This window comes from Paraburkholderia azotifigens, assembly GCF_007995085.1.
Classification (GTDB): Bacteria; Pseudomonadota; Gammaproteobacteria; order Burkholderiales; family Burkholderiaceae; genus Paraburkholderia; species Paraburkholderia azotifigens.
The window spans coordinates 1-23372 of record NZ_VOQS01000003.1; the positions used below are offsets into that span (position 1 = coordinate 1).

The 23372-nt window shown below is 64.4% G+C and carries 26 protein-coding genes; 8 read left to right on the plus strand and 18 right to left on the minus strand.

Translation table 11 applies throughout. The annotated features are described in order from the left end of the window. Positions 1–184 precede the first annotated feature (184 nt). The 3 genes from FRZ40_RS17220 to FRZ40_RS17230 form a co-directional block, all read right to left on the minus strand. Entirely contained in the window at positions 185–493 is a 309-nt protein-coding gene (locus FRZ40_RS17220) for a DUF4148 domain-containing protein (RefSeq protein ID WP_028364828.1), read from the minus strand. Positions 494–602: 109 nt separating this feature from the next. Beyond that, positions 603–869, minus strand: a complete 267-nt coding sequence (locus tag FRZ40_RS17225; protein ID WP_147234934.1) for a hypothetical protein — start codon at positions 867–869, stop codon at positions 603–605. A 61-nt stretch (positions 870–930) separates the two neighbouring features. After that, a complete protein-coding gene (locus FRZ40_RS17230) occupies positions 931–1203 on the minus strand; it encodes a hypothetical protein (protein WP_147234935.1) in 273 nt (90 codons plus the stop codon). A gap of 332 nt (positions 1204–1535) precedes the next feature. Between FRZ40_RS17230 and FRZ40_RS17235 the strand changes: the two genes are divergently transcribed. The 3 genes from FRZ40_RS17235 to FRZ40_RS17245 all read left to right on the plus strand — a co-directional run bounded on the left by FRZ40_RS17235 (position 1536) and on the right by FRZ40_RS17245 (position 3407). After that, positions 1536–1721, plus strand: coding sequence for a DUF3563 family protein (locus FRZ40_RS17235; RefSeq protein WP_028364830.1), 186 nt, complete (start codon positions 1536–1538; stop codon positions 1719–1721). Between the two features lie 54 nt (positions 1722–1775). Continuing rightward, positions 1776–2231: a tellurite resistance TerB family protein gene (locus tag FRZ40_RS17240; protein ID WP_028364831.1), complete on the plus strand. Its 456-nt coding sequence runs from the start codon at positions 1776–1778 to the stop codon at positions 2229–2231. Positions 2232–2459: 228 nt separating this feature from the next. Further along, entirely contained in the window at positions 2460–3407 is a 948-nt protein-coding gene (locus FRZ40_RS17245) for a TauD/TfdA dioxygenase family protein (protein ID WP_147234936.1), read from the plus strand. 31 nt (positions 3408–3438) lie between these two features. Here FRZ40_RS17245 and FRZ40_RS17250 read toward each other — a convergent pair whose 3' ends face one another. The 6 genes from FRZ40_RS17250 to FRZ40_RS17270 form a co-directional block, all read right to left on the minus strand. Beyond that, complete coding sequence (locus tag FRZ40_RS17250; RefSeq protein WP_147234937.1) at positions 3439–4596, minus strand: J domain-containing protein; 1158 nt, start codon at positions 4594–4596, stop codon at positions 3439–3441. A 165-nt stretch (positions 4597–4761) separates the two neighbouring features. Then, entirely contained in the window at positions 4762–5760 is a 999-nt protein-coding gene (locus tag FRZ40_RS17255; RefSeq protein ID WP_147234938.1) for an O-fucosyltransferase family protein, read from the minus strand. A gap of 305 nt (positions 5761–6065) precedes the next feature. Then, positions 6066–6209, minus strand: a complete 144-nt coding sequence (locus FRZ40_RS44070; protein ID WP_158647014.1) for a hypothetical protein — start codon at positions 6207–6209, stop codon at positions 6066–6068. A gap of 8 nt (positions 6210–6217) precedes the next feature. After that, entirely contained in the window at positions 6218–6418 is a 201-nt protein-coding gene (locus FRZ40_RS17260; RefSeq protein WP_420873867.1) for a hypothetical protein, read from the minus strand. A gap of 197 nt (positions 6419–6615) precedes the next feature. Further along, on the minus strand, positions 6616–7647 hold the full coding sequence (pstS, locus tag FRZ40_RS17265; protein ID WP_147234939.1) for a phosphate ABC transporter substrate-binding protein PstS: 1032 nt from the start codon (positions 7645–7647) through the stop codon (positions 6616–6618). A 171-nt stretch (positions 7648–7818) separates the two neighbouring features. Beyond that, entirely contained in the window at positions 7819–9336 is a 1518-nt protein-coding gene (locus FRZ40_RS17270; protein ID WP_147234940.1) for an aminotransferase-like domain-containing protein, read from the minus strand. Between the two features lie 218 nt (positions 9337–9554). On the opposite strand from FRZ40_RS17270, the gene FRZ40_RS17275 reads away from it, so the two are divergent. Further along, the gene (locus FRZ40_RS17275; protein WP_147234941.1) at positions 9555–9896 is read left to right on the plus strand and encodes a hypothetical protein; all 342 of its coding nucleotides are present in this window, start codon (positions 9555–9557) and stop codon (positions 9894–9896) included. A gap of 22 nt (positions 9897–9918) precedes the next feature. Here the strand turns inward: FRZ40_RS17275 and dinB are convergent, their stop codons facing one another. The 4 genes from dinB to FRZ40_RS17295 all read right to left on the minus strand — a co-directional run bounded on the left by dinB (position 9919) and on the right by FRZ40_RS17295 (position 12817). Then, a complete protein-coding gene (gene dinB / locus FRZ40_RS17280; protein ID WP_028364838.1) occupies positions 9919–11073 on the minus strand; it encodes a DNA polymerase IV in 1155 nt (384 codons plus the stop codon). Between the two features lie 197 nt (positions 11074–11270). After that, positions 11271–11576, minus strand: a complete 306-nt coding sequence (locus tag FRZ40_RS17285; RefSeq protein ID WP_028364839.1) for a hypothetical protein — start codon at positions 11574–11576, stop codon at positions 11271–11273. Then, positions 11573–11794 carry a hypothetical protein gene (locus FRZ40_RS17290; RefSeq protein WP_147234942.1) on the minus strand — a complete coding sequence of 74 codons (222 nt, stop codon included), beginning with the start codon at positions 11792–11794 and terminating at the stop codon, positions 11573–11575. The genes FRZ40_RS17285 and FRZ40_RS17290 overlap by 4 nt, the downstream gene beginning before the upstream one ends. 96 nt (positions 11795–11890) lie before the next feature. Beyond that, the gene (locus FRZ40_RS17295; protein ID WP_147234943.1) at positions 11891–12817 is read right to left on the minus strand and encodes a LysR family transcriptional regulator; all 927 of its coding nucleotides are present in this window, start codon (positions 12815–12817) and stop codon (positions 11891–11893) included. Positions 12818–12944: 127 nt separating this feature from the next. On the opposite strand from FRZ40_RS17295, the gene FRZ40_RS17300 reads away from it, so the two are divergent. Both FRZ40_RS17300 and FRZ40_RS17305 read left to right on the plus strand, forming a co-directional pair. After that, positions 12945–13877 (plus strand): DMT family transporter, encoded by a 933-nt coding sequence (locus FRZ40_RS17300; protein WP_147234944.1) that lies wholly within the window; start codon positions 12945–12947, stop codon positions 13875–13877. Positions 13878–13987: 110 nt separating this feature from the next. Next, positions 13988–14380, plus strand: coding sequence for a VOC family protein (locus tag FRZ40_RS17305; protein WP_028364842.1), 393 nt, complete (start codon positions 13988–13990; stop codon positions 14378–14380). An 87-nt stretch (positions 14381–14467) separates the two neighbouring features. Here the strand turns inward: FRZ40_RS17305 and FRZ40_RS17310 are convergent, their stop codons facing one another. From FRZ40_RS17310 to FRZ40_RS44425, 4 genes are all read right to left on the minus strand, one after another. Beyond that, positions 14468–15655, minus strand: coding sequence for a porin (locus tag FRZ40_RS17310; protein WP_147234945.1), 1188 nt, complete (start codon positions 15653–15655; stop codon positions 14468–14470). 67 nt (positions 15656–15722) lie between these two features. Further along, positions 15723–18179 (minus strand): glycoside hydrolase family 31 protein, encoded by a 2457-nt coding sequence (locus tag FRZ40_RS17315; protein ID WP_147234946.1) that lies wholly within the window; start codon positions 18177–18179, stop codon positions 15723–15725. Between the two features lie 32 nt (positions 18180–18211). Next, positions 18212–19507, minus strand: coding sequence for an MFS transporter (locus FRZ40_RS17320; RefSeq protein ID WP_028364844.1), 1296 nt, complete (start codon positions 19505–19507; stop codon positions 18212–18214). A gap of 890 nt (positions 19508–20397) precedes the next feature. After that, positions 20398–20568, minus strand: a complete 171-nt coding sequence (locus tag FRZ40_RS44425; RefSeq protein WP_167528677.1) for a hypothetical protein — start codon at positions 20566–20568, stop codon at positions 20398–20400. Between the two features lie 257 nt (positions 20569–20825). Here FRZ40_RS44425 and FRZ40_RS17325 point away from each other — a divergent pair, with 257 nt between their 5' ends. Together FRZ40_RS17325 and FRZ40_RS17330 are read left to right on the plus strand one after the other, a co-directional pair. Further along, on the plus strand, positions 20826–21584 hold the full coding sequence (locus FRZ40_RS17325) for a glutathione S-transferase family protein (protein ID WP_147234947.1): 759 nt from the start codon (positions 20826–20828) through the stop codon (positions 21582–21584). Positions 21585–21725: 141 nt separating this feature from the next. Beyond that, positions 21726–22364 (plus strand): LysE family translocator, encoded by a 639-nt coding sequence (locus FRZ40_RS17330; RefSeq protein WP_028364847.1) that lies wholly within the window; start codon positions 21726–21728, stop codon positions 22362–22364. Between the two features lie 21 nt (positions 22365–22385). On the opposite strand, the gene FRZ40_RS17335 is transcribed toward FRZ40_RS17330, so the two are convergent. Beyond that, entirely contained in the window at positions 22386–23339 is a 954-nt protein-coding gene (locus FRZ40_RS17335) for a glycoside hydrolase family 191 protein (RefSeq protein WP_147234948.1), read from the minus strand. Between the last annotated feature and the right edge of the window lie 33 nt (positions 23340–23372).

The window sequence follows — 23372 nt, forward strand, 5'->3', positions numbered from 1 at the left end:
TCTGGCAAGGCGTCGGGCGAGCCTTTTGCCGCGCCCTTGGGCGAGCCTTTTGGCGAGCCTTTCGGCGAGCCGATTCTACACCGCACGGCGCGCGCTCCTGGTTGCGGAATCAATGATGCGGACGCGCAGATTGCTCTGCGCGCCCGCGGTTTTCATCGTGCGGATCGAGGTGTTCCGCAAGCCCTCAATGTCCGACATAGATCGACTTCATCCCGACGTCGTATTGCGGATGAAAACCCGCGCCCGCTTGCGACGAGCCGTCCGCGACGCCGCCGTATCCGTCCGTGTGCTGCGCATCGATGCGCGCCTGGGCGGCTTCGATGCCCGCCGGATAATGCACCTTGTCGGCCGCCGGGTTGTAGCCCGCGCTTTCAAGTTGCTCGAGTTGCGCCTGCACATCGGCACGCGTGACGGGTGCATTCGATTGCGCGAACGCAGCGACGGGCAATGCGAGTGCCATAGCGACGGCAGCGGTTTGAATCAGCGTTTTCATGATGTTTCCCTCCAGAAGTTCATCAGGTGAGCCCTTGCGATGAAGCACATCGTAGAGCCCGACAATTAGCCATGAATTAGCGGCCGTTTCGGCGCGCTCCTGCTGTACATCAATGCGCTGCTCCGGCAGCGGCCTGCATTTCCTGGCGCGCGTCCTGCAGCAACTGGATCGCGCGTCCCGCATGGCCGCCCATGTCGTCGCTGTTGGCGCGCTGCGCGGCACGCATCTGTTCGATTGCCTGCTGCGAGTCGAAATCGGCCGCGGCGATGATGGGATGGCGGCTCAGGAAATAACCCTCGTGAGCGACCGCGCATCCGCAAACGAAAGACAGCACGCAGGCTGCGGCGGCGATCGTAGCGATGTGTTTCGAGTGCATGATGTGTGCTCCTGTCGACGATGTTCGTGGTGAATCCAGGGCGTGGCGCATGTCGTGCCGCTCAGCGCCAATAGCCGTAGTAGCCGCGATAGCCCCAATGCGGACGGCCCCAGTAGCCGACCACGACGGGTGGCGCATAGACGGGCGGAGGCGGCGCGTACACCACAGGCGGCGGTGGCGCATACACGGGCACGACAGGCGCCATCGGAACCACGGGCACCACGGGTGCGACGACCGGCGCGATGCCGACGCCGACGAACACATGCGCCTGCGCGGCGCTCACGAGCCCTAAGCCGGGCACAGCGGCGACGGCAACGTGGCGAATCCCTTTCATGTTGTTCTCCTTGACATCCGATGCCGTGTCATTGACGCATCGGTTGATTCGCATTCTGTGCGTCGAGAGTGAGCGAAGAATTAGCGCGTCCCACGCGTTGCATCACGTCTTGATACAGCGGGTCATCGCACGAAGAACAGCGCCTCGCATCGCTCTCATTTCCCGCTAATTCAGCCCGCCTACGATGCATTCCGTCGATGCAGCGTCCCGATCTCAGGCGACTCAAGGCACTTGAAACCCAGCCCGCGCATCGCAAGCACGCCGCCGCGCCGACCCGCAAACACGGTTGACCGGCGAGCTCATCTCTCATGGCACTACTGAAGGAGAACACCATGTTTAGCGAAATCGCACGCCGTTTCGGCACGCTGCTCACCCACTCACGCGAAAGCGAACGCGAAGCCTGGCTCGCGTCGTCGCCGGATCTTGCCGAGCTCGAACGCCGCATGCGCATGACCGACGACGCCGACTATCCGTTCCACGTGCACTCGAGCGTCATGCCGCGCGACTGGATTGCATAACACACGCCGTCGAACGTCATCGATCGAATCGAAGCAAAGGAAAGGAGATCTGCAATGCGTCACTATCGAAGCGACAGTCCCGAGGCGGCAGCCCGCCTCGTGGCCGCCTGCCTGCTGTCGGACGGACACGTGGGTATCGACGAACTGGAAGCGCTGGACCGTTACGGCATGGAAGAGCGTCTGAACATCAGCCGCGCGCAATTCCTCGCGGTCATGCAGCAGATGTGCGAAGACCTGACGACAACCGCCTATCTGAACTGGGGCGACACGTGCCGCCTCGACCCTGCCGTGATCTTTGGTCTCGCGCAGGACATCAAGGACTGGCGTCTGCGCCGCGAGATCATCGCGCTGTGCGAGGAAGGCGCGCAGGCCGACGGCCACATCGCCGACGCCGAAGCGATGTTCATCCGGATGCTGCACTCGGCGTGGTACATGCCGGGAGCGCGCACCATCTACGAAAGCCCGCGTACGCGCGAGCGTCTCAAGCTCGCGGAGATGGCGCCACAGTAATGCGTCGGCGCGCTTTTCAAACCATGCGCTTTCCCGTCGAAGGCTCGATTGCCGGGACGGGAAAGCGCTGTCGCATGCGCGCGCCCGTCAGGCCCGCCATGCATCGTCCATAGCACGAATCGCACTATCGATAGCGCAGTCTGCGTGGACACGTTCGCATGAATCGTCAGTTCCCTTTGTGCGGGCGGGCTGCTTGAATGAACGCTCCCCTATACATGGAGACGTCAGATGTCGAATACGCAAACGGCCCTTGCCTCGTCGAACGCGGGCGCCATCGCCGCGCATGCGGCGCCCGAAACGCTCGACGTGCGCCGCGTAGCCGGGCGCATCGGCGCCGAGATCCGGGGCATCAAGCTGTCCGGCGCGATCGATGCACAGACCTTCGATGCCATCCACGCCGCGCTCCTCAGGCACAAGGTGCTGTTCTTCCGCGGCCAGCAGCATCTCGACGACGCCGGCCAGGAAGCCTTTGCGCGGCGCTTCGGCGAGACTGTCGCACATCCGACCGTGCCGTCCGTCGACGGCAGCCGGCATCTGCTCGAACTCGACTCGCAGCACGGCGCGCGGGCGAACTCGTGGCATACGGACGTCACCTTCGTCGACGCGTATCCGAAGATTTCGATCCTGCGCGCGGTCGTGATTCCGCCCTATGGCGGCGACACGGTGTGGGCCAACACGGCTGCCGCGTACGAGCATCTGCCCGAGCCCCTGCGCCGGCTGGCCGACACGCTGTGGGCGCTGCACACGAATGCGTACGACTACGCGTCGTCGCACGCGAATGCCGACGGCGAGCAGCTGAAGCGCTATCGCGAAGTGTTCACGTCGACGGTCTACGAAACGGAGCATCCCGTCGTGCGCGTGCATCCCGAAACGGGCGAGCGCTCGCTCGTGCTCGGTCATTTCGTGCAGCGTCTGAAGGGTCTCCCGGCGAGCGAATCGGCGCATCTGCTGCAGGTCTTCCATGACCACGTCACGCGGCTCGAAAACACGGTGCGCTGGAACTGGACGCAAGGCGACGTGGCGATCTGGGACAACCGCGCGACCCAGCATTACGCGATCAACGACTACGGCGACGCGCATCGCGTCGTGCGGCGCGCGACGGTGCACGGCGACGTGCCCGTCAGCATCGACGGCAAGCAGAGCGTGGTGGTGCGAGGCGGCGAAACACTGCAGTGAAACGCGGTGCGGCCGCCGATGACGGGCGTGACTAGAAGTCGCCGCGGCCGATCGTCGTCGGCTGCACGGCGCCCGGCACCGCGTACAGCGTGATGCTGACGTTCGTCGCGTCGACGCCGTTGCCGCTGTCCTGTTCGGTAACGGCGAAATTCTGTGACTTGTACAGGCCGCCGTCGTCGAGGTTCTGATAGCGGACGTCGTAGCTGCCCGGCGCCACGCCCGCCAGCGTGAAGCTCTTGCCCGCCGGAATGAAGAAGTGCCGCACCGGCTGGTCGAACACCGACGCGTTGAAGACGAGCTTCGCGAACACGTCGAAACGGTTCGACGTATTGTCGATCGTGACGGACGAATGGCCGCCGTCCGCGCCGACAGGCATGCCGTCGAGATACGACGCCGTCGACGGCCAGGGCAGTCCGTTCGGCCCGAGCGCCGGCCTTGCGAAGGTCGGCCGGGCAGACGAAGCATCGCTGCTGGCGACGGAGACGTCGTTGGTCCACGGTGAGGTCGCCGCCTGTGCCGACGACATCGCCGCCAGCGCGCGCCGCTTGCCGTCAGCATCCGCGTGATCGCGGGCATAGGGCGAGCCATACGGCGATCCATACGACGTGGACGTGTTGCGCGTGAACGGCCACGGCGTCATCGACTCCGAAATCGCGACATAACCGAAGAATGCGCAGACGCCGATCGCGATCCAGCTGCGCAGCGAAATCCTGCGCAGTGAAAAGCCCGCTGCCGCGCGCGGCCTGGTCTGCGCGGCACGCGGATCGACGCGCGCCTGCGAGGTCCACGCGCTCGAACGGGGCTGCGGGCGCGGCGCGGACTCGCGCTTCGTCTGCGCGGCCGCCTGCCAGCTGGTCTGCCGCGCAGTTTGCTGACCCTTTTGCTGACCTTTTTGCTGACTCTTTGGCTGTGACGACGCTGCGGAACGCAGCGGCGGAGGCGGTGCAGCCGCTGCCGCCGCTTCACGTTCCTTGCGCGCGAGCCACTCGTCGTGCTCCTTGCGCTGCACGGGATCGCTTAGCACCGCATAGGACGCGTTGATGATCTTCATCACCCGCTCGGCATCGGGATCGTCGATCCGCCGGTCAGGATGATATTTCTGACTCAAGGTCTTGTAGGCCGCGCGGATCACCTCTTGAGGAGCATCCCGCGAGACCTTCAGATTGTCGTAATGACTGTGAATCTTCACGCCCTTCCCGATTGCCGTGCTGGTATTTTGTGATGATTCTACGCGAGCGCGAGCGCGCCGGCCGGTTGCGTACGCAGCCAAAGGCCAGCTTTTAAGCGCCGTTGTGGGCCAGGCCGCATAACGCGCCCGGCCGTGCGGTTCAGCGAGCGGCGTGCGCCGCGAAGTTCAGGCGGTTTTCTGGTCGGGCACCCGCACGCCCGGTTCGACTGCATCGTGACGACGCAGTTGCTGCTCGGTCCAGATCTGGCTGTCCGGAAACCAGAACGCGCCTTCGCGCGGCGGCACGGCCAGTTTGACGGGCAGCGAAGGATTGAAGATTTTCGACCATGCCGACAGGTACGACGGCGTCTTCAGCAGATATCCGCAGCTCGCCAGCAGCAAACTCGCAACGAGCGCCTCGCGGCCGATCGCGAGCCCCGGATGTCCGCTGAAATGCACGGGTGTGCCGCCCGTCGCGAGCAGCCTGGCGGGCGCGACGCTGACGGGCACCGGGAAGTCCCGCTTGACGAAGTAGTCGAGGAAGGCCTGTTCGTCGCTCGACACGAAGATGTTCGTCAGTTGCCGTTCTTCGGCGAGCGTGCGCTCGATCAGCCGGCAGAAGTCTTCCCAACCGATGGTGTGCGCTTCGAGCTTCTTGTCGGTGCCGCGAAAATGCACGCCGAGCGTCGCCGCGCCGATGCCGAGGCGCCTGCGAATCGTCTCGACTTCCGCGCGCATGGGCGCGGTCGGCTGATAATGCGCGCGGAACAGTGCGCTCGCGTGGCGCAGTTCGAGCTTCGGTTCGTAGCGGCGGCGAAATCCGAGTCCGCCCAGATCGTGCACGACCGACGTCCGAAGCCGCCGGTTCGATGCCGGCGACGCCGGCACACCGACGGTATCGAAGTATTCACCGAACCAGTCGACCTGGCCTTCGGAATCGCCGTAAATGCCGCCGCGTGCGGAGATGAGCGGCGTGAGGCATTTCTCGTCGCAGTACATCAGGATGAACAGCACCATCTGCATGACCGAGAAGAAACCCGAATGCGCGCGAATCTCGATCGCGAAGTAGCCGCGATTCAGACGTTGCTGCGCGTGCAGCGTGATGCGGCCCGGTGTGCTGATCGAATGTTTGAAGCGCTCGCTGCGTCGAATGTGTCTCGCGATGTCGATCAACTTGTTCAACATGCCACGTCCCTCTCATGCGCCGGGCAGCCCTTCCCGGCAAGCCGTCTGTGTTCGAAGGAATCAGGCGCGTGGCGGCGCGGTACGCGACGGCGGCGAGGCGTCCATCGTGCAGGTAGGGCCTGCACCTCGTTCGTCATACGAATCGGACCGCCGGCCCGATGCAAAATCGGCCAGCAAATAGACGTGTTGCGTCACGCGCCATCTTATAGGGCATAAACGCATGGGTCGAGCGTCGCAAAATTGACAGTGTGCGCAGGCATACACTCGGCAATTTTGGGGTGCTTCGCGCTGCTAATCGTATGAATTTATCGCGCGTGCCAAGCGTCTGCGTCGGGCGTCGTGAACACGGCGACGGCTTCGCGCAGCGCGCGCGCCTGTTCCGCCATCGACTGCGCGGCGGCCGACGCTTCTTCGGCGAGCCGCGTCGGGCGCGAGGTGCTCCGGGCCACGCCGCGGGTCAGCCCTTCATGTCGACCCAGATGCGGCCCCAGGCAGTCGCGTACTTGAGCGCCTGTTCGCCGTCGTAGAAGAAGTCGAGTGCATTGAAGATGCGAGGCGGCAGACCCGGCTTTTCGATGGTCAGGTCGGCTGCGTGCATACCGTCGTCGCCAACAGCAGCGCTGGCTTGCAGGCGATAGCCTCGGTGTGTGGTCAGCATGGGAATGGTCATTGGTACGTCTCTGGCTTCAAACGGAATGGCTGGCGGTAGCGCTTCGCCGCAGCTAGCCGACGCCGCGCTTCACGCCCGTTCCGATTGCTCTCAGGCCAGGATTCGCATTATCGCGATGCCCCGTTACTGTTCAATGACGGCCGGCGTGATTGCGCGCCGGCCCGTTTTTGTATCGTTTGATCCGATCAATCGGCGATCGGCTTGCCCGATGCGTCCTTGACCTTCGCCTTCCATTGCGTGCGAATCTCCGACACGACGGCATCCGGCAGCGTGATGTAGTCGAGTTCCTGCGCCGTCTGGTTGCCGTTCCTGAACGCCCAGTCGAAAAACTTGAGGGTTTCCTTGGCGCGGTCCGGCTTGTCCTGCGCCGAATGCACCAGCACGAATGTCGCGCCGACGACGGGCCACGCATCCTTGCCCGGCTCGTCGGTGAGGATCTGATAGAACGACTTCGACCATTCGGCGCCCGCTGCTGCCGCCTTGAAGCTCTCCGTCTTCGGCTCGACGACGGCGCCCGCCGAGTTCTTCAGCGACGTGTAGGTCATCTTGTTCTGCTTCGCGTACGCCCACTCCACATAACCGATCGCGCCCGGCAGCCGCTGCACGAACGCCGCGACGCCGTCATTGCCCTTGCCGCCCGTGCCCGTCGGCCAGTTGACGGTCGTGCCTTCGCCCACCTTGCTCTTCCAGTCTGGGTTCACCTGCGCGAGATAGTGCGTCCAGATGAAGCTCGTGCCGGAGCCGTCGGCGCGGCGCACGACGGCGATGTCGGTGTCGGGCAGCTTCGTGCCCGAATTGAGCGCGGCGATGGCCGGGTCGTTCCACTTCTTGATCTTGCCCAGGTAGATATCGCCGAGCACGGGGCCCGACAGCACCAGCGACCCTGGCTTCATGCCGGGCAGATTGACCACGGGCACCACGCCGCCGACCACGGTCGGAAACTGGAACAGGCCGTCTTTCGCGAGTTCGTCGTCTTTCAGCGGCGCGTCGGAACCGGCGAAGTCGACGGTCTTCGCCAGCACCTGCTTGATGCCGCCCGACGAGCCGATGCCCTGGTAATTGATGCGGCCGCCGCCCGTCTTCTGATAGGCATCGGCCCATTTCGTGTAGATCGGCGCGGCGAAGGTGCTGCCTGCGCCCGTGACGTCGGCTGCGTGCGCGAAGGAAAACGACAGCGCGCCGATCAGGCCTGCCGCCGCGAGCCATGCGAGTTTCATGATTCACCTCCTTTTGCCGGACGGAGCGGCGCGGTTGGAGCCTGGCTCTGATCCGATGCGAGACCGCTCGCTGAAAGTTTTGTATGGGATTCGTTTCGAAAGTAGACGCGCATCGTGACAACGCGGTGACGGATGAAGCGACGCGCCCCGCTCATGCGAGGCGCGTCATGTTCAGCCGAGGTCGGCAGCCAGACGGCCGAGTTGACGAAACGCGGCGTCCATCCGCTCATCGAACGGCGCGGGGCAGCTGAGGCGGATGAACGAGCGAAACCGCTCCGAATTCGAGAAGATCGAGCCCGGCGCAATGCGGATGCCGTGCGGCAAGGCTGCTTCGAACAGCGCATCCGACGATTTGCCGTCCGGCAGCGCGACCCACAGCAGCAACCCGCCCGGCGGCAGATTCAGCCGTGTGCCAGTGGGGAAATAACGGCCGATGGCGTCCGCACTCGCCTCGCGCTGCACGCGCAGCTTCTCGCGCAAGCGGTGCAGATGCCGGTCGTAGGCGCCCGAGCCGATGAATTCCGCGGCCACGAACTGCGCCAGCGATTCGTTATGACGCGTCTGCGCGAACTTCAGCAGCCGCACGCGCGCGTGCCAGCGCCCCGACGACATCCAGCCGAGCCGCATGCCCGGCGCGAGCACCTTGTTCAGCGACGCGCAGTAGATCACGCCGCCATCGCGATCCCACGACTTCAGCGGCCGCGCCGGTTGCGCCCGCAGCGCCCGTTGCGCCGGTTCGATCAGCTCGCGATACGGCTCATCCTCGATCAGCGCGATGCCGCGGCGCGCGCACAACTCGACGAGTTCGGCCTTGCGTGCATCCGGCATCACGCAGCCGAGCGGATTCTGCAGGTTCGGCACGACGACGAGCGCCTTGAGATCCGGGCACGCGGTCAGCGCGATGTCCAGCGCTTCGAGCGACAGGCCCGTGGTCGGGCTGGTCGGAATTTCGAGCGCGCGCAGCCCGAGGCTTTCGAGTATCTGCAACAGACCGAAAAATGCCGGCGATTCGACGGCGATCGTGTCGCCCGGTTGCGCGACGGCGCGCAACGCGAGGTTCACGGCTTCGACGCCGCCGCTCGTCACGAGCACGTCGTCGGGCGAGACGGTCACGCCCGACGACAACGCGCGCTTCGCGACGGCCTGCCTGAGTTCCGCCGCGCCGCCATCTTCGCCGACTTCCGTCAGCAGCGTCGGCTTGTGGCGCAGGATGCGCGATGCCAGCGCCTGCAGCCGCCCGGTCGGATAGAGCGCGGCGTCCGCCGTCGCGCCGCCGAGATTGAGCGCCTCCGGAAACGCCTGCGCACGCTCGATCACGCGCGAGATGCGCTCGTGCAAACCGACATAGCGCGCAGGCTCGGGGAGTGCCGGGATGTCGGGCTCGGCGACGGTAGCCAGTTTCGACGCGCCCGGACGTCGTACGAAGTAGCCGGCGCGCGGCCGCGCCTGCAGCCAGCCGCCGTCTTCGAGACGCCGGAACACCTGAATCGCCGTCGACAGACTCACGCGATGCTGGCTCATCAGCGCGCGCACCGATGGCATCCGGTCGCCGGGCGCGAGCGTCCCCGACGCGATCACGCGGCGATAGTGCTCGGCGAGCCGTTCATAGAGCGGCGCGCCGGATCGAGGATCCGCGAGGCATTCCGTTTCGTCGTGCGTAAGAAGAGGTTCGTCGTTCAACAGAGTCATCCGATGGATCGTGCGTGCTGCAAGGACAGATCGCCAGATACAGACCGCGGCAATTCAGACCGGAACAGAGCGGAAAAACAGGTTCCTGTATCGGTACAGATTCTAAAGCCGTGAGTCTGTTGTGTTGCGCAAGCGATCTTTACGCTGTCGACGTGGCCCTCGATTCTTTTGGGCCGCTCCGTTGACCCGCGTTTGAACGTTTGAACTGTGAGCTTGCGATGAAACCCTTCGACCAACCATACGCCCCCGGACAGATCCACGCGAACTGGTTCAAACGCGGCAGCGCAATCATCGTGCTGAACGGCACGCTGCGGCTGAGCTATCGCGACGGCTCGCTCGACTGGCTGCTCGGCGATGCGCCCAAGGTGTCGGTCGTTCTTCACGAAGGCGGCTGTCATGTGTTGCCGTATGAGGCGTATGTCGAAATCATCGCGACGGGTGAATGCGCGGCGACCGCGCGAATCGATGCGGGCCCGCTCAGCGGCACGATTGCGGCGCGTATCGTGCGGTGGTGTGTGTCGATGGGTCGGCTGAACGGTATGCGGGTCCGACGCAGTTGACGACGCGGCGCGCGCGCCCGTCTCACGCCGTGAACGGCAACTCTGCCTGGACGGGCAGCGGCGGCGCCTGTTCGCTTGCCAGCGACAAGCCGCTCACACGCACGCCGAGCAGCCGCAGCTTGCGGCTTAGCGCAACGCGTTTCAGACATTCGGTGGCTGCTCGCCGGATCGCGGCGGCATCCGATGTCGCGACGGGCAGCGTCAGGTCTCGCGTGACGGTGGAGAAATCGTCAAAGCGCAGCTTGATGCCGATCGTGTGTCCGACATAGCCCTTGCGCTGCAAATCTTCCGCGACGCGCACGCACAGCCGCGTGAACGACTCCGATAGCGCAGGCCGGTCATGGCGCGGATGCAGGTCGCGTTCGAAGGTCGTCTCGCGGCTCATCGACTTCGGCTCCGATTCGACCACCACGGGACGCTCATCGATGCCCTGCGCGACGTGCGTGAGCCACGTCGCATACTTCAGCCCGAAGTTGGACTGCAGCAGGTCCGGCGCCGCATGCGCCAGATCGCCGACCGTATTGATGCCGAGCGTGGCGAGCCGTTCGCTGGCCTTTGGCCCGATGCCGTTGATCTTGCGTGCGGCCAGCGGCCAGATGCGCAACGGAATGTCGTTGGGCGTCAGGATGGTCAGGCCGTCGGGCTTGTCCAGCTCGGAACCGATTTTGGCCAGCAGCTTGTTCGGCGCGACGCAGATCGAACACGTCAGGCCCGTCGCGGCACGCACCGCGTGTTTGATGCGCGAGCCGATGTCGGCGGCATCGCCGGGCACGTCAGTGAGATCGATATAGATTTCGTCGATGCCGCGGTCTTCGATGCGCGTCGTGAACTTCGCCACTTCGGCCTTGAAAAGACGCGAGTAATGGCGATACGAATCGAAGTCGGTAGGCAGCAGGATGGCGTCCGGCGCGAGTTGCGCGGCCTTCATCATGCCCATCGCCGAGAAGACGCCGAACGCGCGCGCCTCGTAGGTCGAAGTGGTGACGACGCCTCGCCCCGCATAGTCCTTCAGCCGGGCAAAGCGGCGTGTGCCGTCGGCCAGCGTTTCGGGCGCCGCATTGCGTCCCCCGCCGATCACCACCGGCTTGCCACGCAGTTCCGGATAGCGCAGCAGTTCGACGGATGCGTAGAACGCGTCCATGTCGAGATGCGCGATACGGCGGACGGTGGCACTCATGATGCGTGATGCGATGTGCGATGGTGGTTGCGCTGCAAGCGTGCCGGAGAGGAAAACGTACGCCCCGGCGGACAGGGACAAGCAGTTTAGCAAGTTGTCCGCATAACCCGGATTAACCGGATTAACCGGATTAACCGGATCAAGCCGGATCAACCCGGATTGAAGCGATCGCCGCCGGCCTGCTTCCCCTGCTTCCGTCAGACGCGAAACACGTTGCCATCTGGACCGATCTTGCGCGGAATGATCCGGTTGCCAGGCCGCTTGTTCGACACCACCGACGACGCGCCATGCACGGCAGTCGCATTGCCAGGTTCAGTCACTTTCCTCGCGAGCCGTGGTGTCGAAGGCTTTTGCGCATGCGGCCGCAAGGGCTTTTGAGCCTGCGAGCCCCCCACGTGTCCTCGTGCTTCCGGCGGATTCCAGATTTCGACGTACTTTTCCGCGTGCGCCGCAGCAGTCAGAGTCAGCGCAACAAGCCCAATCCACAGACGACCTGCTTTCATTGCTCACTCTCCCGCGCGTCGACCGCGCCCGCCACGGATGCACCCGCGGTACCCACGGACCGTCCATTCTCACACGCATAGAACGTCGGCTCACCCGCCTTGCCGCGACGGATGGCCTCGTCGATTTCCCGTTCGCCGAACGCCGACTTCAGATTCGCGACGAACGCCGCGATCTCCGGCATCGGATGACCCACGGGTTGATGCACACGCATATCCATGACGCATGTTCCTCTGTAATCGCACATCGGCACTGTATATTCATACAGGTTTTTGCGCAATTCCTGTTGATGATCATTGGCCGTTTGGCCAGGCCGTCACTCGCCCGCGCCGTCGTTCAAGCGGCTGGCGAGGTAATCGATCAACGCCCGCACCCTCGAAGGAAGAAAGCGGTTTGGCGGATACAGCAGCCAGACGGGGCCCATGTACGAACGCGCCTCGAACTCCCAGTCCGCGAGAACCTGCACCAGATCGCCTCGCTCCAGTGCCGGGGCCACGGCGAAGTCGGGCAAGCTCGCAATCCCGAAGTCCTGCAGCGCGCCATCGAGTCGGGCGCCCACATCGTTGGCGATATAACGGCCGCTCACTTCGAGTGACTGCGTTTGCGTGCCGCGCCGGAAATGCCATCGATTGTCGTCGACCGTTTCGCCGAGATACAGGCATTCGTGGCGGGCGAGATCGCCCGGTTCGACGGGTGTGCCGCGCGCGTCGAGATAGGCGCGAGATGCGCAGAGCAGCCACTTCACCGTGCCGAGCCGCCGCGCGGCCAGGCCCAACGGCGGCGAGCGCGTCAGCCGGATCACGATATCGACATCGTCGCGCAATGGATCGATTTCGCGGTCGGCGAACACCAGTTGCACGTCCACGTCGGGCCAGTCGCGCAGAAACCCGGGGATCAGCGGATGGATCACGGATCGGGCGAAAGCGATCGGCGCACTCACGCTGACCTTGCCGCGCGGCTCGCCGACCACTTGCCCGGCGACGTCGACGGCGCCTGACGCCGCGCCGACGATGTCGCGGCAGTACCCGTAGACCTGCGCGCCCGAATCCGTTACGCGGATGCTGCGGGTCGACCGTTCGAGCAGGCGCGTGCCGAGCGCTTCTTCGAGGCGCTTGATCTGCCGGCTTACCGTCGACGGCGTGCTGCCCAGCTGGCGCGCGGCCTCGGAGAAATTGCCGGAGTCGACGACACGCGCAAAGGTTGCCATGTCCGGCAGCAGCGCAAAAAGCTCAGTGGGATTCATCGTCGTCCTCTGATCAACGCATGCATTTGTGCATTCGCGACATAAAAGATGTTCCGCGAGACCGGATTATAGTTTTGCATGCAACGCTCGACAATCAGGACCGTTCAACAAGAAACAGAGGTCTGCCGTGTCGAAACAAGGAAACCTGATCTGGATATCCGATCTGATGCTGCTCGCGGTCGCGATGGTCTGGGGCACGAGTTATGGGGTCGTGAAAGTCGCGCTCGCGTTCTATCCGGTGCTGGGGCTGCTCGCGCTGCGCTTCGGGCTGACGTTCGTCGTGCTGTCGCCGGCCTTGCGATCGCTGCGGCATGTCAAGGCATCGTCGTTAGTCGGCGCGCTGGGCGCGAGCGTCTTGCTGCCAGGCATCTTTCTGGCCGAGACGTTCGGGATATCGCTGACGCGTGCGTCGAATGCCGCGTTTCTGATCAGCTTGTGTGTCGTGCTGACGCCGCTCGTCGAGTGGGCGCTGTTGCGCAGAAAGCCGTTGCCCGTCGAGTGGATCGCCGTCGGCTTGTCGTTGGCCGGTGCCGCATTGGTGAGCGGCGGCGTGTCGGTTCCGACAGCCGGCGACGCGCTGATTCTGCTGGCAGCGCTGCTTCGCGCGTTGATGGTGTGCGTGACCAAACGTGTGATGCGCGACCCGGCGCTCGCGCCGTTGTCGGTGACGGCGCTTCAGGCGGGCGCGGTCGCGCTCGGCAGCGTCATCGTTGCGCTCATTGCCGCGCCCGATCAATGGCGCGCGCTGCCGACACTGGCGGGACATCGCGTTTTCTGGATGAGCATTGCCTATCTCGTGATCGCCTGCACGCTGTTCGCGTTCTTCGCGCAAAACTTCGCCGTCAAGCGCAGCAGCCCGACACGTGTGTCGCTGCTGATGGGAAGCGAACCGGCGTTCGGCGCGTTGTTCGCGTATGCATGGCTTGGGGAGCATCTGGCGCTGTCCGCCTGGATGGGCGGCGGCCTGATGGTGCTCGCCTCCGTGCTCGCGGTAGCGCCGTGGCAGAAGAACACGGGCGCTTCGCTCGAAGTGCATGCGGCTGTCACGAACGAGGCCTGATGGAACGCAGTGGCGACAAGAGGCGACTATCCCGTTTATGCTTGTCGCCCGCGCCTGCGAGCCTCAGCGTCGCGGACGCACGATCTGGTTATCGAAGGAAGAAGCACGCAATGTTCAATCACGTAGTAGTCGGTTCCAACGACCTCGAGAAAGCGAAGCAGTTCTATGACGCCGTGCTTGGCATACTCGGCGCGGGCGAAGGTCGCAGCGACGACAACGCGCGCCGCCGTCGCTATGTCTATCGGACGGGCACCGGGGCATTTTTCGTTACGCAGCCAATCGACGGTCAGACGGCGTCGATCGCCAATGGCGGGACGATCGGATTTTCCTGCCAGTCGGCCGAGCAGGTCGATCGCTGGCACGCAGCGGGCGTCGCGAATGGCGGGCAATCGGTTGAAGATCCGCCCGGCGCGCGTGGCCCACAACCCGGCGGCGTATACCTCGCCTACCTGAGAGATCCAGACGGCAACAAGCTTTGCGCCGTGTATCGGATGCCGGGCTGATCTCGCTCTTTCTACCGCATGCGTTAAAACGCCGGGCGTCGCCCTCTCGCGACGCCCGGCGTCAGATCGCCAAAGATCGAGCCGCGTTCAGAACGCGTGACGAATCCCCACCATCCCGACGAACTGCGACGGCCCCGAAGACGGGGTCGTATTCTGCGAATCGCCGACGACAGCCACCGCATCCGCGATCGTCGTGCCCGAACCCGACGCAATCAGCGACTTGCCGCGCGCCAGTTGATACGCCTCGAGCGCGTAGAGCGTCGTGCGCTTCGACAGGCTGTAGGTTTGCTCGAGCGAAATCTGGTGATACTGCGCCGGATCGTCGATACCGTTCGCCTTGCTCGCGCGCGTATAGCTATAGCCGATGCCCGCGATCACCGACGGCGTGAAGCGATAGGTGGCGATCGCGCCATACGTGTTGAACACCGCCTCGCTCGCGAACAGCGAATGCGAACCCGGCGCGTACTGCACATTGGAGTAGTTCACGCCGACCATCAGATCGGGGGTGAAGTTGTAGCGGGCGGCGGCCGCGATCATCTGCGTGCTGCTCGCGCTCGCGTAGCCGTTGTTCACGGGCGAATTGACCGCGAAGCTGCCGAGCGACTGGCTCGTCGTGATGTCCTTCAGCTTCACGTAGCCCGCCGCCACCGAAAACGCCTGGTAATCGTAGCGAAGCGCCGCGCTGAAATTGCTGCCGTTCGTCACGCTGCCCGGCACGCCGCCGAGTCCGTACTGCGCGCCGAACGACAGGCCCGCGATGGTCGGCGACGCATAGGCAATCGAATTGTTGAACCGCAGCGTCGTATCCAGTGCATCGAGATCGCCGGGGTGCGCGCCCGTTGCGCCCGTCAGCACGCCCGTCGGCCCGAGCGCGCCGACCATGTTGAAGTACGGCGTGTACTGCCGGCCGAGCGTCACCGTGCCGTACCGGTCGTTGCTCAAGCCGACGTACGCCTGCCGGTTGAAGATGACCCCTGCGCTGCTCTGCGCGCCCGTCAGCGAGTTGAAGCCGCTTTCCAGCCGGAAGATCGCCTTGGTGCCGCCGCCCAGTTCCTCCGCGCCCAGCAGACCGAACTTGCTCGCCTGCAGGTTGCCCTGGCTCATGTAGAAGTTCGAGTGACCGCGCTGGTTGCTCGAGTAGGCGAACGCGTTATCGACGACGCCGTACAGCGTGACGCTGTTTTGCGCCATCGCGCCCGTCGACAGAACTGCGCCTGCAAACGGCAGGCATGAGAGGGCCACTGCACGCATGCGCGTGCATCTCGAAGTCTTCATTCTTGTGAGTCTCCTGCTTGTGATGCGGCCTGCCGGCCGCCCTTGTGGTGTGTGTCGATGTCGTGGCTCAGTTCGCGAGACGCAGCGTGAGACGGCGCCAGCCGTTCACGACCGTATCGCCCGTGACTGCGCCGTTCGTGCATGTCGCCGCGCGCGTGTCGGACGCGGGCACGCTGAGCTGCACTTCGCTTTGGTCGAACGGCATCTGCCCTTCGCGTTCGATCGAAATGCGCAGCGTGTTCGCGTCGCTGGCGATCGCGACGTTCCAGCGCCCTTGCGCGCCGTCGCGCCAGGCTTCCGTTTCGCCGTCGTCTTCGACGCAGCCGCCTTGCGCGGTCCCCGTGCCCTCGAACGGCACGGCCATGAACGCGCGTTCGTCGGCTGGTTGCGCGAAGTGCTGCTCGGCGATGTTCAGCGGAATCACGCTGCCCTCGCGCAGCAGCATGACGGGCTGTTCGAACGGCACGGGTTGCGTGATGCCCTGTCCGCCGTCGAACACTTCGCCGCTCCAGTACGACGCCCAGCGCGCGCCAGCCGGCAGCCAGACCTCGCGCTCGCGCTGCCCCTTCTCGACGACGGGCGCCACGAGCAGCGACGAACCGAGCATCATGTCGTCGCCGTCGACGAGGCAACGCGGATCGTTCGGAAACTCCGCGAACATGGGGCGCAGCACCGGCTCGTACGAGCGATGCGATTGCCATAGCAGTTCATACAGATACGGAATCAGCCGGTAACGCAGCTTGATGAGGCCCGCGATCGTGCTGGTCGCTTCGGGATACATCCACGGTTCGTTGACAGTGCCGTCGTCGTTCCACGAATGGATGCTGAAACGCGGCAGGAAAATGCCGAACGCGACCCAGCGCAACAGCAGTTCCGGCTCGGGCGCCGGACCCGAAAATCCGCCGATGTCGTGGCCGCTGTTCGACACACCCGACATCGCGAGCCCGAGGCCCATTTTCAGGTTGTAGCGCAGCGTTTCCCACGACGTGTAATTGTCGCCCGACCACGTCTGCACATAGCGATGCATGCCGACGCCGCCCGAACGCGACACGAGGAACGGCCTCGTCTGCGGCGCATGCTCGCGTTGCGCGTCGCGTGAGGCGCGCATCATCAGCTGCGTTTGCAGCACCTTCGCCTGCTGCGCGGGGAACGGTTCGCCGAAGCCTTGCGCGATCGCGTCGGGTGTCCAGATTTCGAACTCGTTGTTGTCGTTCCACGTCGACGCCATGCCATAGCGCAGCAGGCTGTCCTTTACACGTGCTTTCCACCAGTCGATGGTCTTTGGATTCGTGAAGTCCAGATACGCGCCGACTTCGTCCCAGAACTGCACCCACGTCGGCTCGCCGTCGCGCGACTGGATCAGCAGCCCCGCTTTCGCAGCTTCGTCGAACGCGGGGTGATCCTGCAGCAGACATGGCTTGATGTTCGGGCACAGGCGCACGCCCTCGCGCAGATAGCCGTGCACGAACCCTTCGATGTCCGGGAATTTTTCGTGATTCCAGTTGAACACGTAACGCTTCGGTCCGATCGACGTATAGCCCGACGACAGATGGAACGAATCGCACAACACGTCATGCTCGCGGCAACGCTCGATGAATTCGCCCATGCGGCGCTGCGCGTCGGGCGCGTCGGTGTAGCTCATCGTCGAGCCGGAATAGCCGAGGCCCCACTTCGGCATCAGCGCGGGCCGGCCCGTGAGCCACGTGAAGCGGCGCACGGCGTGCAGCGGCGTATCCGCCGACGCGATGAAGTAGTAGTCGAGATCGCCATGCCCGGCGACGAAATGCCGGTAGTGGCCGTGATAGTTGTCCAGCTCGCGGCCCATGTCGAAACGGCAATCGGCGAGCGTGTCGTAGAAGAGACCAAAGCCCATCGAGGTCTGCGGCTGCCACGTCACGTAGAACGGGATGTGCTTGTAGAGCGGGTCCGTGTTACGCGCGCTGTAGCCCATCGCGTCGATGTTGCGCATTTCGTAGCTATGGTTCGCGCGATCCAGCGCGCCCGCGCGCTCGCCGAGACCTACGTACATTTCGCCGCGCTGCCGCTCGACATAGTGATAGACGCGCTCGTCCCACCAGCCGAAGTTGTACGCCTGCGTCTTGCGGTCGTTCATCACGTGATGCCACGCGCCGTCGCGCGCGATCTCCCACGAACAGAAGCCGCCGTCGAGCGCGACCGTCAGGCGCACCTTCGCCGTTTCGACGACGAGCCGCTCCGCGTCGCTGGTTGCGCTGAACGCGGCCGCTTCGAACCCGGTCAGGTCGCGCCGGTCACGGCCTTCGAGCGGCACGTCGTCCAGACCGGGCGCGATTGCCCACGTGCGCGGCCCGCGCACTTCGCCCTTCGGCAGCACGAGCACGCGGATGATGTCGTCGGCAAGCACGAACAGTTCGATCCGGGCGCCGTCGGCGGCGCACAGCACGACCGGTTTGCCCGCTTGTCCTGCGCCCGCTTGTCCTGCGCCCGCTTGCACGGCGCCAGGTTCGGAGACCGAAAAACGCGGTCGATTCTTCAGCGTAGCCATGATGTATTTCCAGTTCAGTCAGTTCAGTCAGTTCAGGCCGCGCTGCCCGCGCCTCTTCCGGCGCGTTGCAGACGGGCATCGCGCGTCACGCCGCGCATGAGGATGACGAGCAGCGTCGCGCCGATCAGGTCGAACGCGCCGAGCGCGCCGAACAGCGGCGTGTAGCCGATCTTGTCGGCGAGCGCGCCCACCATCAGCGAAAAGCCGAGTCCGCCGATCCACGCCGCCATGCCCGCAAAACCGGCTGCCGTGCCGACCTCGCCTGGCTCGAAGACGTCGGCGGCGAGCGTATTGACGAGCGCGGAGATCATCTGGTGCGCAAAACCGCCGACGCAGAAGAGCGCGATGGCTTCGTACGGCGACGCGACCAGGCCGATGCACGCCGGTCCGATCATCATGAATGCGCCCAGCACGACGCCCGCGATGCGCGACCAGATCAGCGGCACGCGCAGCCGCTTCATCAAAAACGGCGACAGATAACCGCCGAACAGGCCGCCGAGGTCCGCGGCAAGGAACGGCAGCCATGCGAACAGCGCGATCTGCTTCAGATCCATATGACGCTCGGTGGCGAGATAGAGAGGAATCCAGAAGCTGAAGGTCTGCCAGGCCGGCTCGGCGAAAAAGCGCGCCTGCGCGATCGCCCAGAAACGGCGCGTGCCGAGCACTTCGCGGATGCGGCGCTTGTCCTGCGTAGAGGCGACGGTCGGCGTCTGCCCTTCCATGATGGTCGTGCGCTCTTTCTCGCCGATGCGTTTGTGATCGGCGGGTGAGCGATAGAACACGTACCAGAGCGCCGCCCACACGAAACCCATCGCGCCCGTCACTGCGAACGCGCTCTGCCAGCCGTAGCGCAACGACAGAAACACGACTAGCGGCGGCGCGAACAGCGAACCGAGCGACGTGCCCGCGTTGAAATAGCCGACGGCGACCGACTTCTCACGGTTCGGAAACCATTCGGCGACCACTTTCATGCCGGCGGGAATCGCGACCGCCTCCGACAAGCCCATCAGCCCCCGCAGCGCCGCGAGCGACAGCCAGCCGCTTGCCAGACCGTGCAGCATGCCCGTCGCCGACCACAGGCACGCGAACAGCGCGAAGCCGAGACGCAGACCGATCAGGTCGATCACCAGCCCGCAGATGGGCTGCATGATCGTGTAGCCGATCTGAAACGCGCCGACGACATACGAATACTGCTGCGTATTCATGTGCAGCAGCGTCTTCAGCTCCGGCGCCATGACGCCGAGCGCGTTGCGCGACAGGTAGTTCACGATCGTCCCGAGGCACACGAGCGCGATGATCCACCAGCGCAGGCCAATGATTGTTTTCAACTCTGTCTCCATTCCTTTTACGGGCCGGGTCTGAGGCCGCCCGGCGTCGAAACCGATCAATGCGCGAATTCGAACATCGAAACGGCATTTATCATCGGTCATCGTATCACTTGAACGTGCTTCGGATACCAGGGAAAACCATATCTCGCATCCGACAAACTGCCTGAAGAGCGAGTCGTAGCGCGGTCTTACGCGGCTCCCAGGCAGTTGTAGCGATGAATGACAAAGGCTCGAACGACCGATTCGCCATGTTCATTCGAACATCTATTTGTTCTCTTGCGCGCCGAATCGAATATCGGCGTGCGGCTGAGCGCGCTTTCGATGCACTCTCCATCATGGCCCTCCGATTCGCGCGACGTCGAGCGTCCGCTATCGGGAGGAAACGCGGTGTGCATCGTGGCGAAGAGTTCGCGTAAGCCGGCGGCATACGCACGTTCGCAGCGGGCGCGGGCGAGATGCCCTGCGCCAGCGAAGTTGGCATAAAAGCGGCGCAGTGGGCCGAAAAGCCGAGTGACACGAGAAGACGCGTCTGACGGAGAGCGCAGAGCAGCCGGAGGGCGCCCCAGTTCCCTACGTCCTCCGCTATGACCCGATTGAAGTACGTCGTCGTACAAGTGAAAAACAAGAAAACCGAACCAAAACACGGCGAATACTTTCTTTTACCTTTCTTATTTCTTTCGAATTAGACTAGCGCCACCACCCAGAATACAACGGAGCGCTATATGGGGAACTTAGGAGGTTTCATGCAAGGCGCAGTCGCATTGGGCGGCTGCATCGGACTGTTCACGACAATCGTCTGTCTCGTCGAACTGTTCAGCGGCTGATCTCAGATCGGGCGCGGGAGACCACGTAGCAAGAAGAGCCGTCGCGAGCCGACGGCTCTTCGGTTTTCACTCCTGCTCGACAGCGTGCGCTTCTTCCATCGTCGATGCCCGCACCCGCTCGGCGAAGCTCTCCAGCGCCGCCAGCGATCCATGCACGCTGTGATACTCCTGCCGCCCTATCCGGGCTTCGAGCACGACTGTCATACCTGCTTGCCGCGCTACATCGAGGATGTCCATCTCAACCTCCACAATCCGTCTGATTCCTGAATCGCCTGGGGCCACGCAATCGGGCTCCCCTTGATGACTATTCTATGAATCTCTCGTCCAGCATCAATGGCATGCGCGGGGAATCTATGTTCACGTGGATACAACAATCGGCAGGCGGTGCTGGCACGAAAGTTACGCGCGCGACCGCGTGCCTGCAGGATTCCCGATGCCGCGCCCGCACAACGGGCCATCAAGGCCAGCGCGACCATCAGGTACGAGGAGACGCCATGATCGTGTACAAGTTCGGAGACGCCTCGGGCGCGATGCCGCCCGATCTCAGTCCGTTCGTCGTCAAGCTCGAAACGTGGCTAAGACTGTCGAACATTCCGTACGAAGGACGCATCGGCAATCTCAACGCGATGCCGAAAAAGAAGCTGCCTGTCGCAGAGATCGACGGCGTGACCGTGTGCGAATCGTCCGCGATCATCGGCTATCTGCAAGCGCGCTACCCGCAGGCGCTGAACGACGCGCGGCTCGACCCGAAGCAACGCGCGCAAGCCGCCGCGATCAAGGCATTGCTGGAAACGCACCTCTATTTCGTGACCGTGTACTTCCGCTGGGCCGTCGACGCCAACATGGCGATCTACAAGCCGATCCTGACCGACTACGCGCAGCGCACCGCGCCTGCGCCCGCGCGGCCGCTGGTCGGCGCGCTCGCGCCGCTGCTGCTGCCCCTGATCCGCCGCAAGGTGCTGCGGCAGGTGTGGGAGCAAGGCACGGGACGGCATAGCTACGACGAAGTCGCGCGCATGGGCATCGACGGATGGCAGGCCGTCGCCGATCTGCTCGGCGACCAGCCCTTTCTGCTCGGCGACGAACCGGGCACGATCGACGCAACCGGCTTCGCGTGGATCCACACGACGGCCGTGCATCCGTTCGACAGCCCGGTGCGCGATTTCGTCTTGCAGCATCCGGCGCTGATGGCGTATCACGCGCGCATCGCCGCGCGTTGCTGGCCGGACCTGACGCGAGCCGCACGGCACTGAATCCACGGCGCAGCGCTCACGCACTGTCCGACAGGTTCCTTACGGCTGGCCTGATCGGCAAACGGCCAATTGTCCATTTCGCCCGACGCGTCCAGCGGCGACAATCGTTAGCTCACTTCGTCAACGGGACGCGCCCACTCCATGACCAGCCTGCCGATCCTTTCCGCCAACGTCCTGATCGCCTACTCGGCGTATTTCCTCGGCACGGCGAGCCCCGGTCCGAGCAATCTCGCCATCATGTCGATCGCGAGCACGGACGGACGCAAGGCCGCGTTCTCCTTTGCGGCGGGCGTCGTGTGCGGCTCGTTCTTCTGGGCGATGCTGGCGGCGCTCGGTCTGTCGGCGGCGCTGCTGGCGTTTTCGGGGCTGATGGTCGGCCTGAAGATTTTCGGCGGATGTTATCTGCTGTGGCTCGCGTTCAAGTCGGGCCGCTCGGCGCTGCAAGCGCGCGCCGCGCAGACGCGGGAAGCGGGCGCGCCGCTGTCGTTGCGGCGCATCTACACGCGCGGCCTGCTGATGCATCTGACGAACCCGAAGGCGATTCTCGTGTGGATTTCGGTCGTGGCGCTCGCGTCGCCGGCGAATGGCGGCGCGCCGCATATGCTGACCACCGTCGCCGGCTGCCTCGCGATCGGCATGCTGGTGTTCGGCAGCTACGCCGCGCTTTTCTCGACCCCCGTCGCGCGCCGCGTGTATCTGTCGATTCGCCGCTGGCTCGACGGCGGTCTGGCCGTCGTGTTCGGACTCGCGGGTCTCAAACTGCTGACGTCGCGCGCCTGATCGTCGGGCCTGCACGGGCACCTACTTCTCCCAGTAACACACGACGCCCTGCCGCGCGCTCGCATCCGACGCATACGGCACGAAGCCTTTCGCGCGGCTGCGCGCGAACGCGCGGCGCGCTTTCGCCGCCGCCTCGCAACCGCCGACGTAATCGAGCGTCGCGATCCAGAACGCGTGCCCATTCGGCCTGAGCGCCAGCGCCTGCCACGCTGCCAGTTCCGCTTCGACCGACGCGTCGTACTTCGGCGCATACACCTCCTCGTGCGCGATGCCGTCGAGCAGCGACGCAAACGCGACGCCGCCCGTCGAGCCTTCGCGCGTCGTGCGGCCGGTCGCGTTCTGCATCACGAAAACGAGCGTTGGATATTTCTCGCGCAGCTTGCGCACGAGATCGAGACCGCCTTGCACGCACGCCGCGTCGCACGGACCGTTGCGGGTCGACGTGCCATGCTCGACGATTTCGAGGTTGTCGAGATAGAAACCGTCCGCGCCTTGCGCGACAAGCCGCGGCGCGACGTAATCGACAATGAGCCGCTGGTAATCCGCGTTCGACAGGTTCATCCACGTCTCCTGCCGGTAGCCGCGATACGTGCCCGCATGGGCCGCCGTGTTCGCCTCGCAAGATACGAAGCCGTCCGGCACATCGCGCCAGTACGAGCGATACGTCTCACATGATCCGAGATTCAGGTAGCTCAGCACGACGTTGCGGCCGCCGTTCTTGAGCGCGGCGACTTCAGCGGGCGTGAAGTTGTCCGAGTCGGGATCGAGATCGACGTCGATCACGCGAAACGTCGACGCGGCGCGCGCCAGGCCGCCGATTCCCGCCGCGTCGCCGTAGTACGACATCCACGGTGACGCTTCGAAGACACGCGTCGCGACGGCGGCCGTCTGATCTGCAGCGTGCGCGCCCGTCAGCGTAAGCGACAACATGCATGTCGCGAGCACACGCGCGCCTTCGAATACGTGCTTCAGCATGCTGTCCACTCGTCGTACGCAGGAAAAAACGAG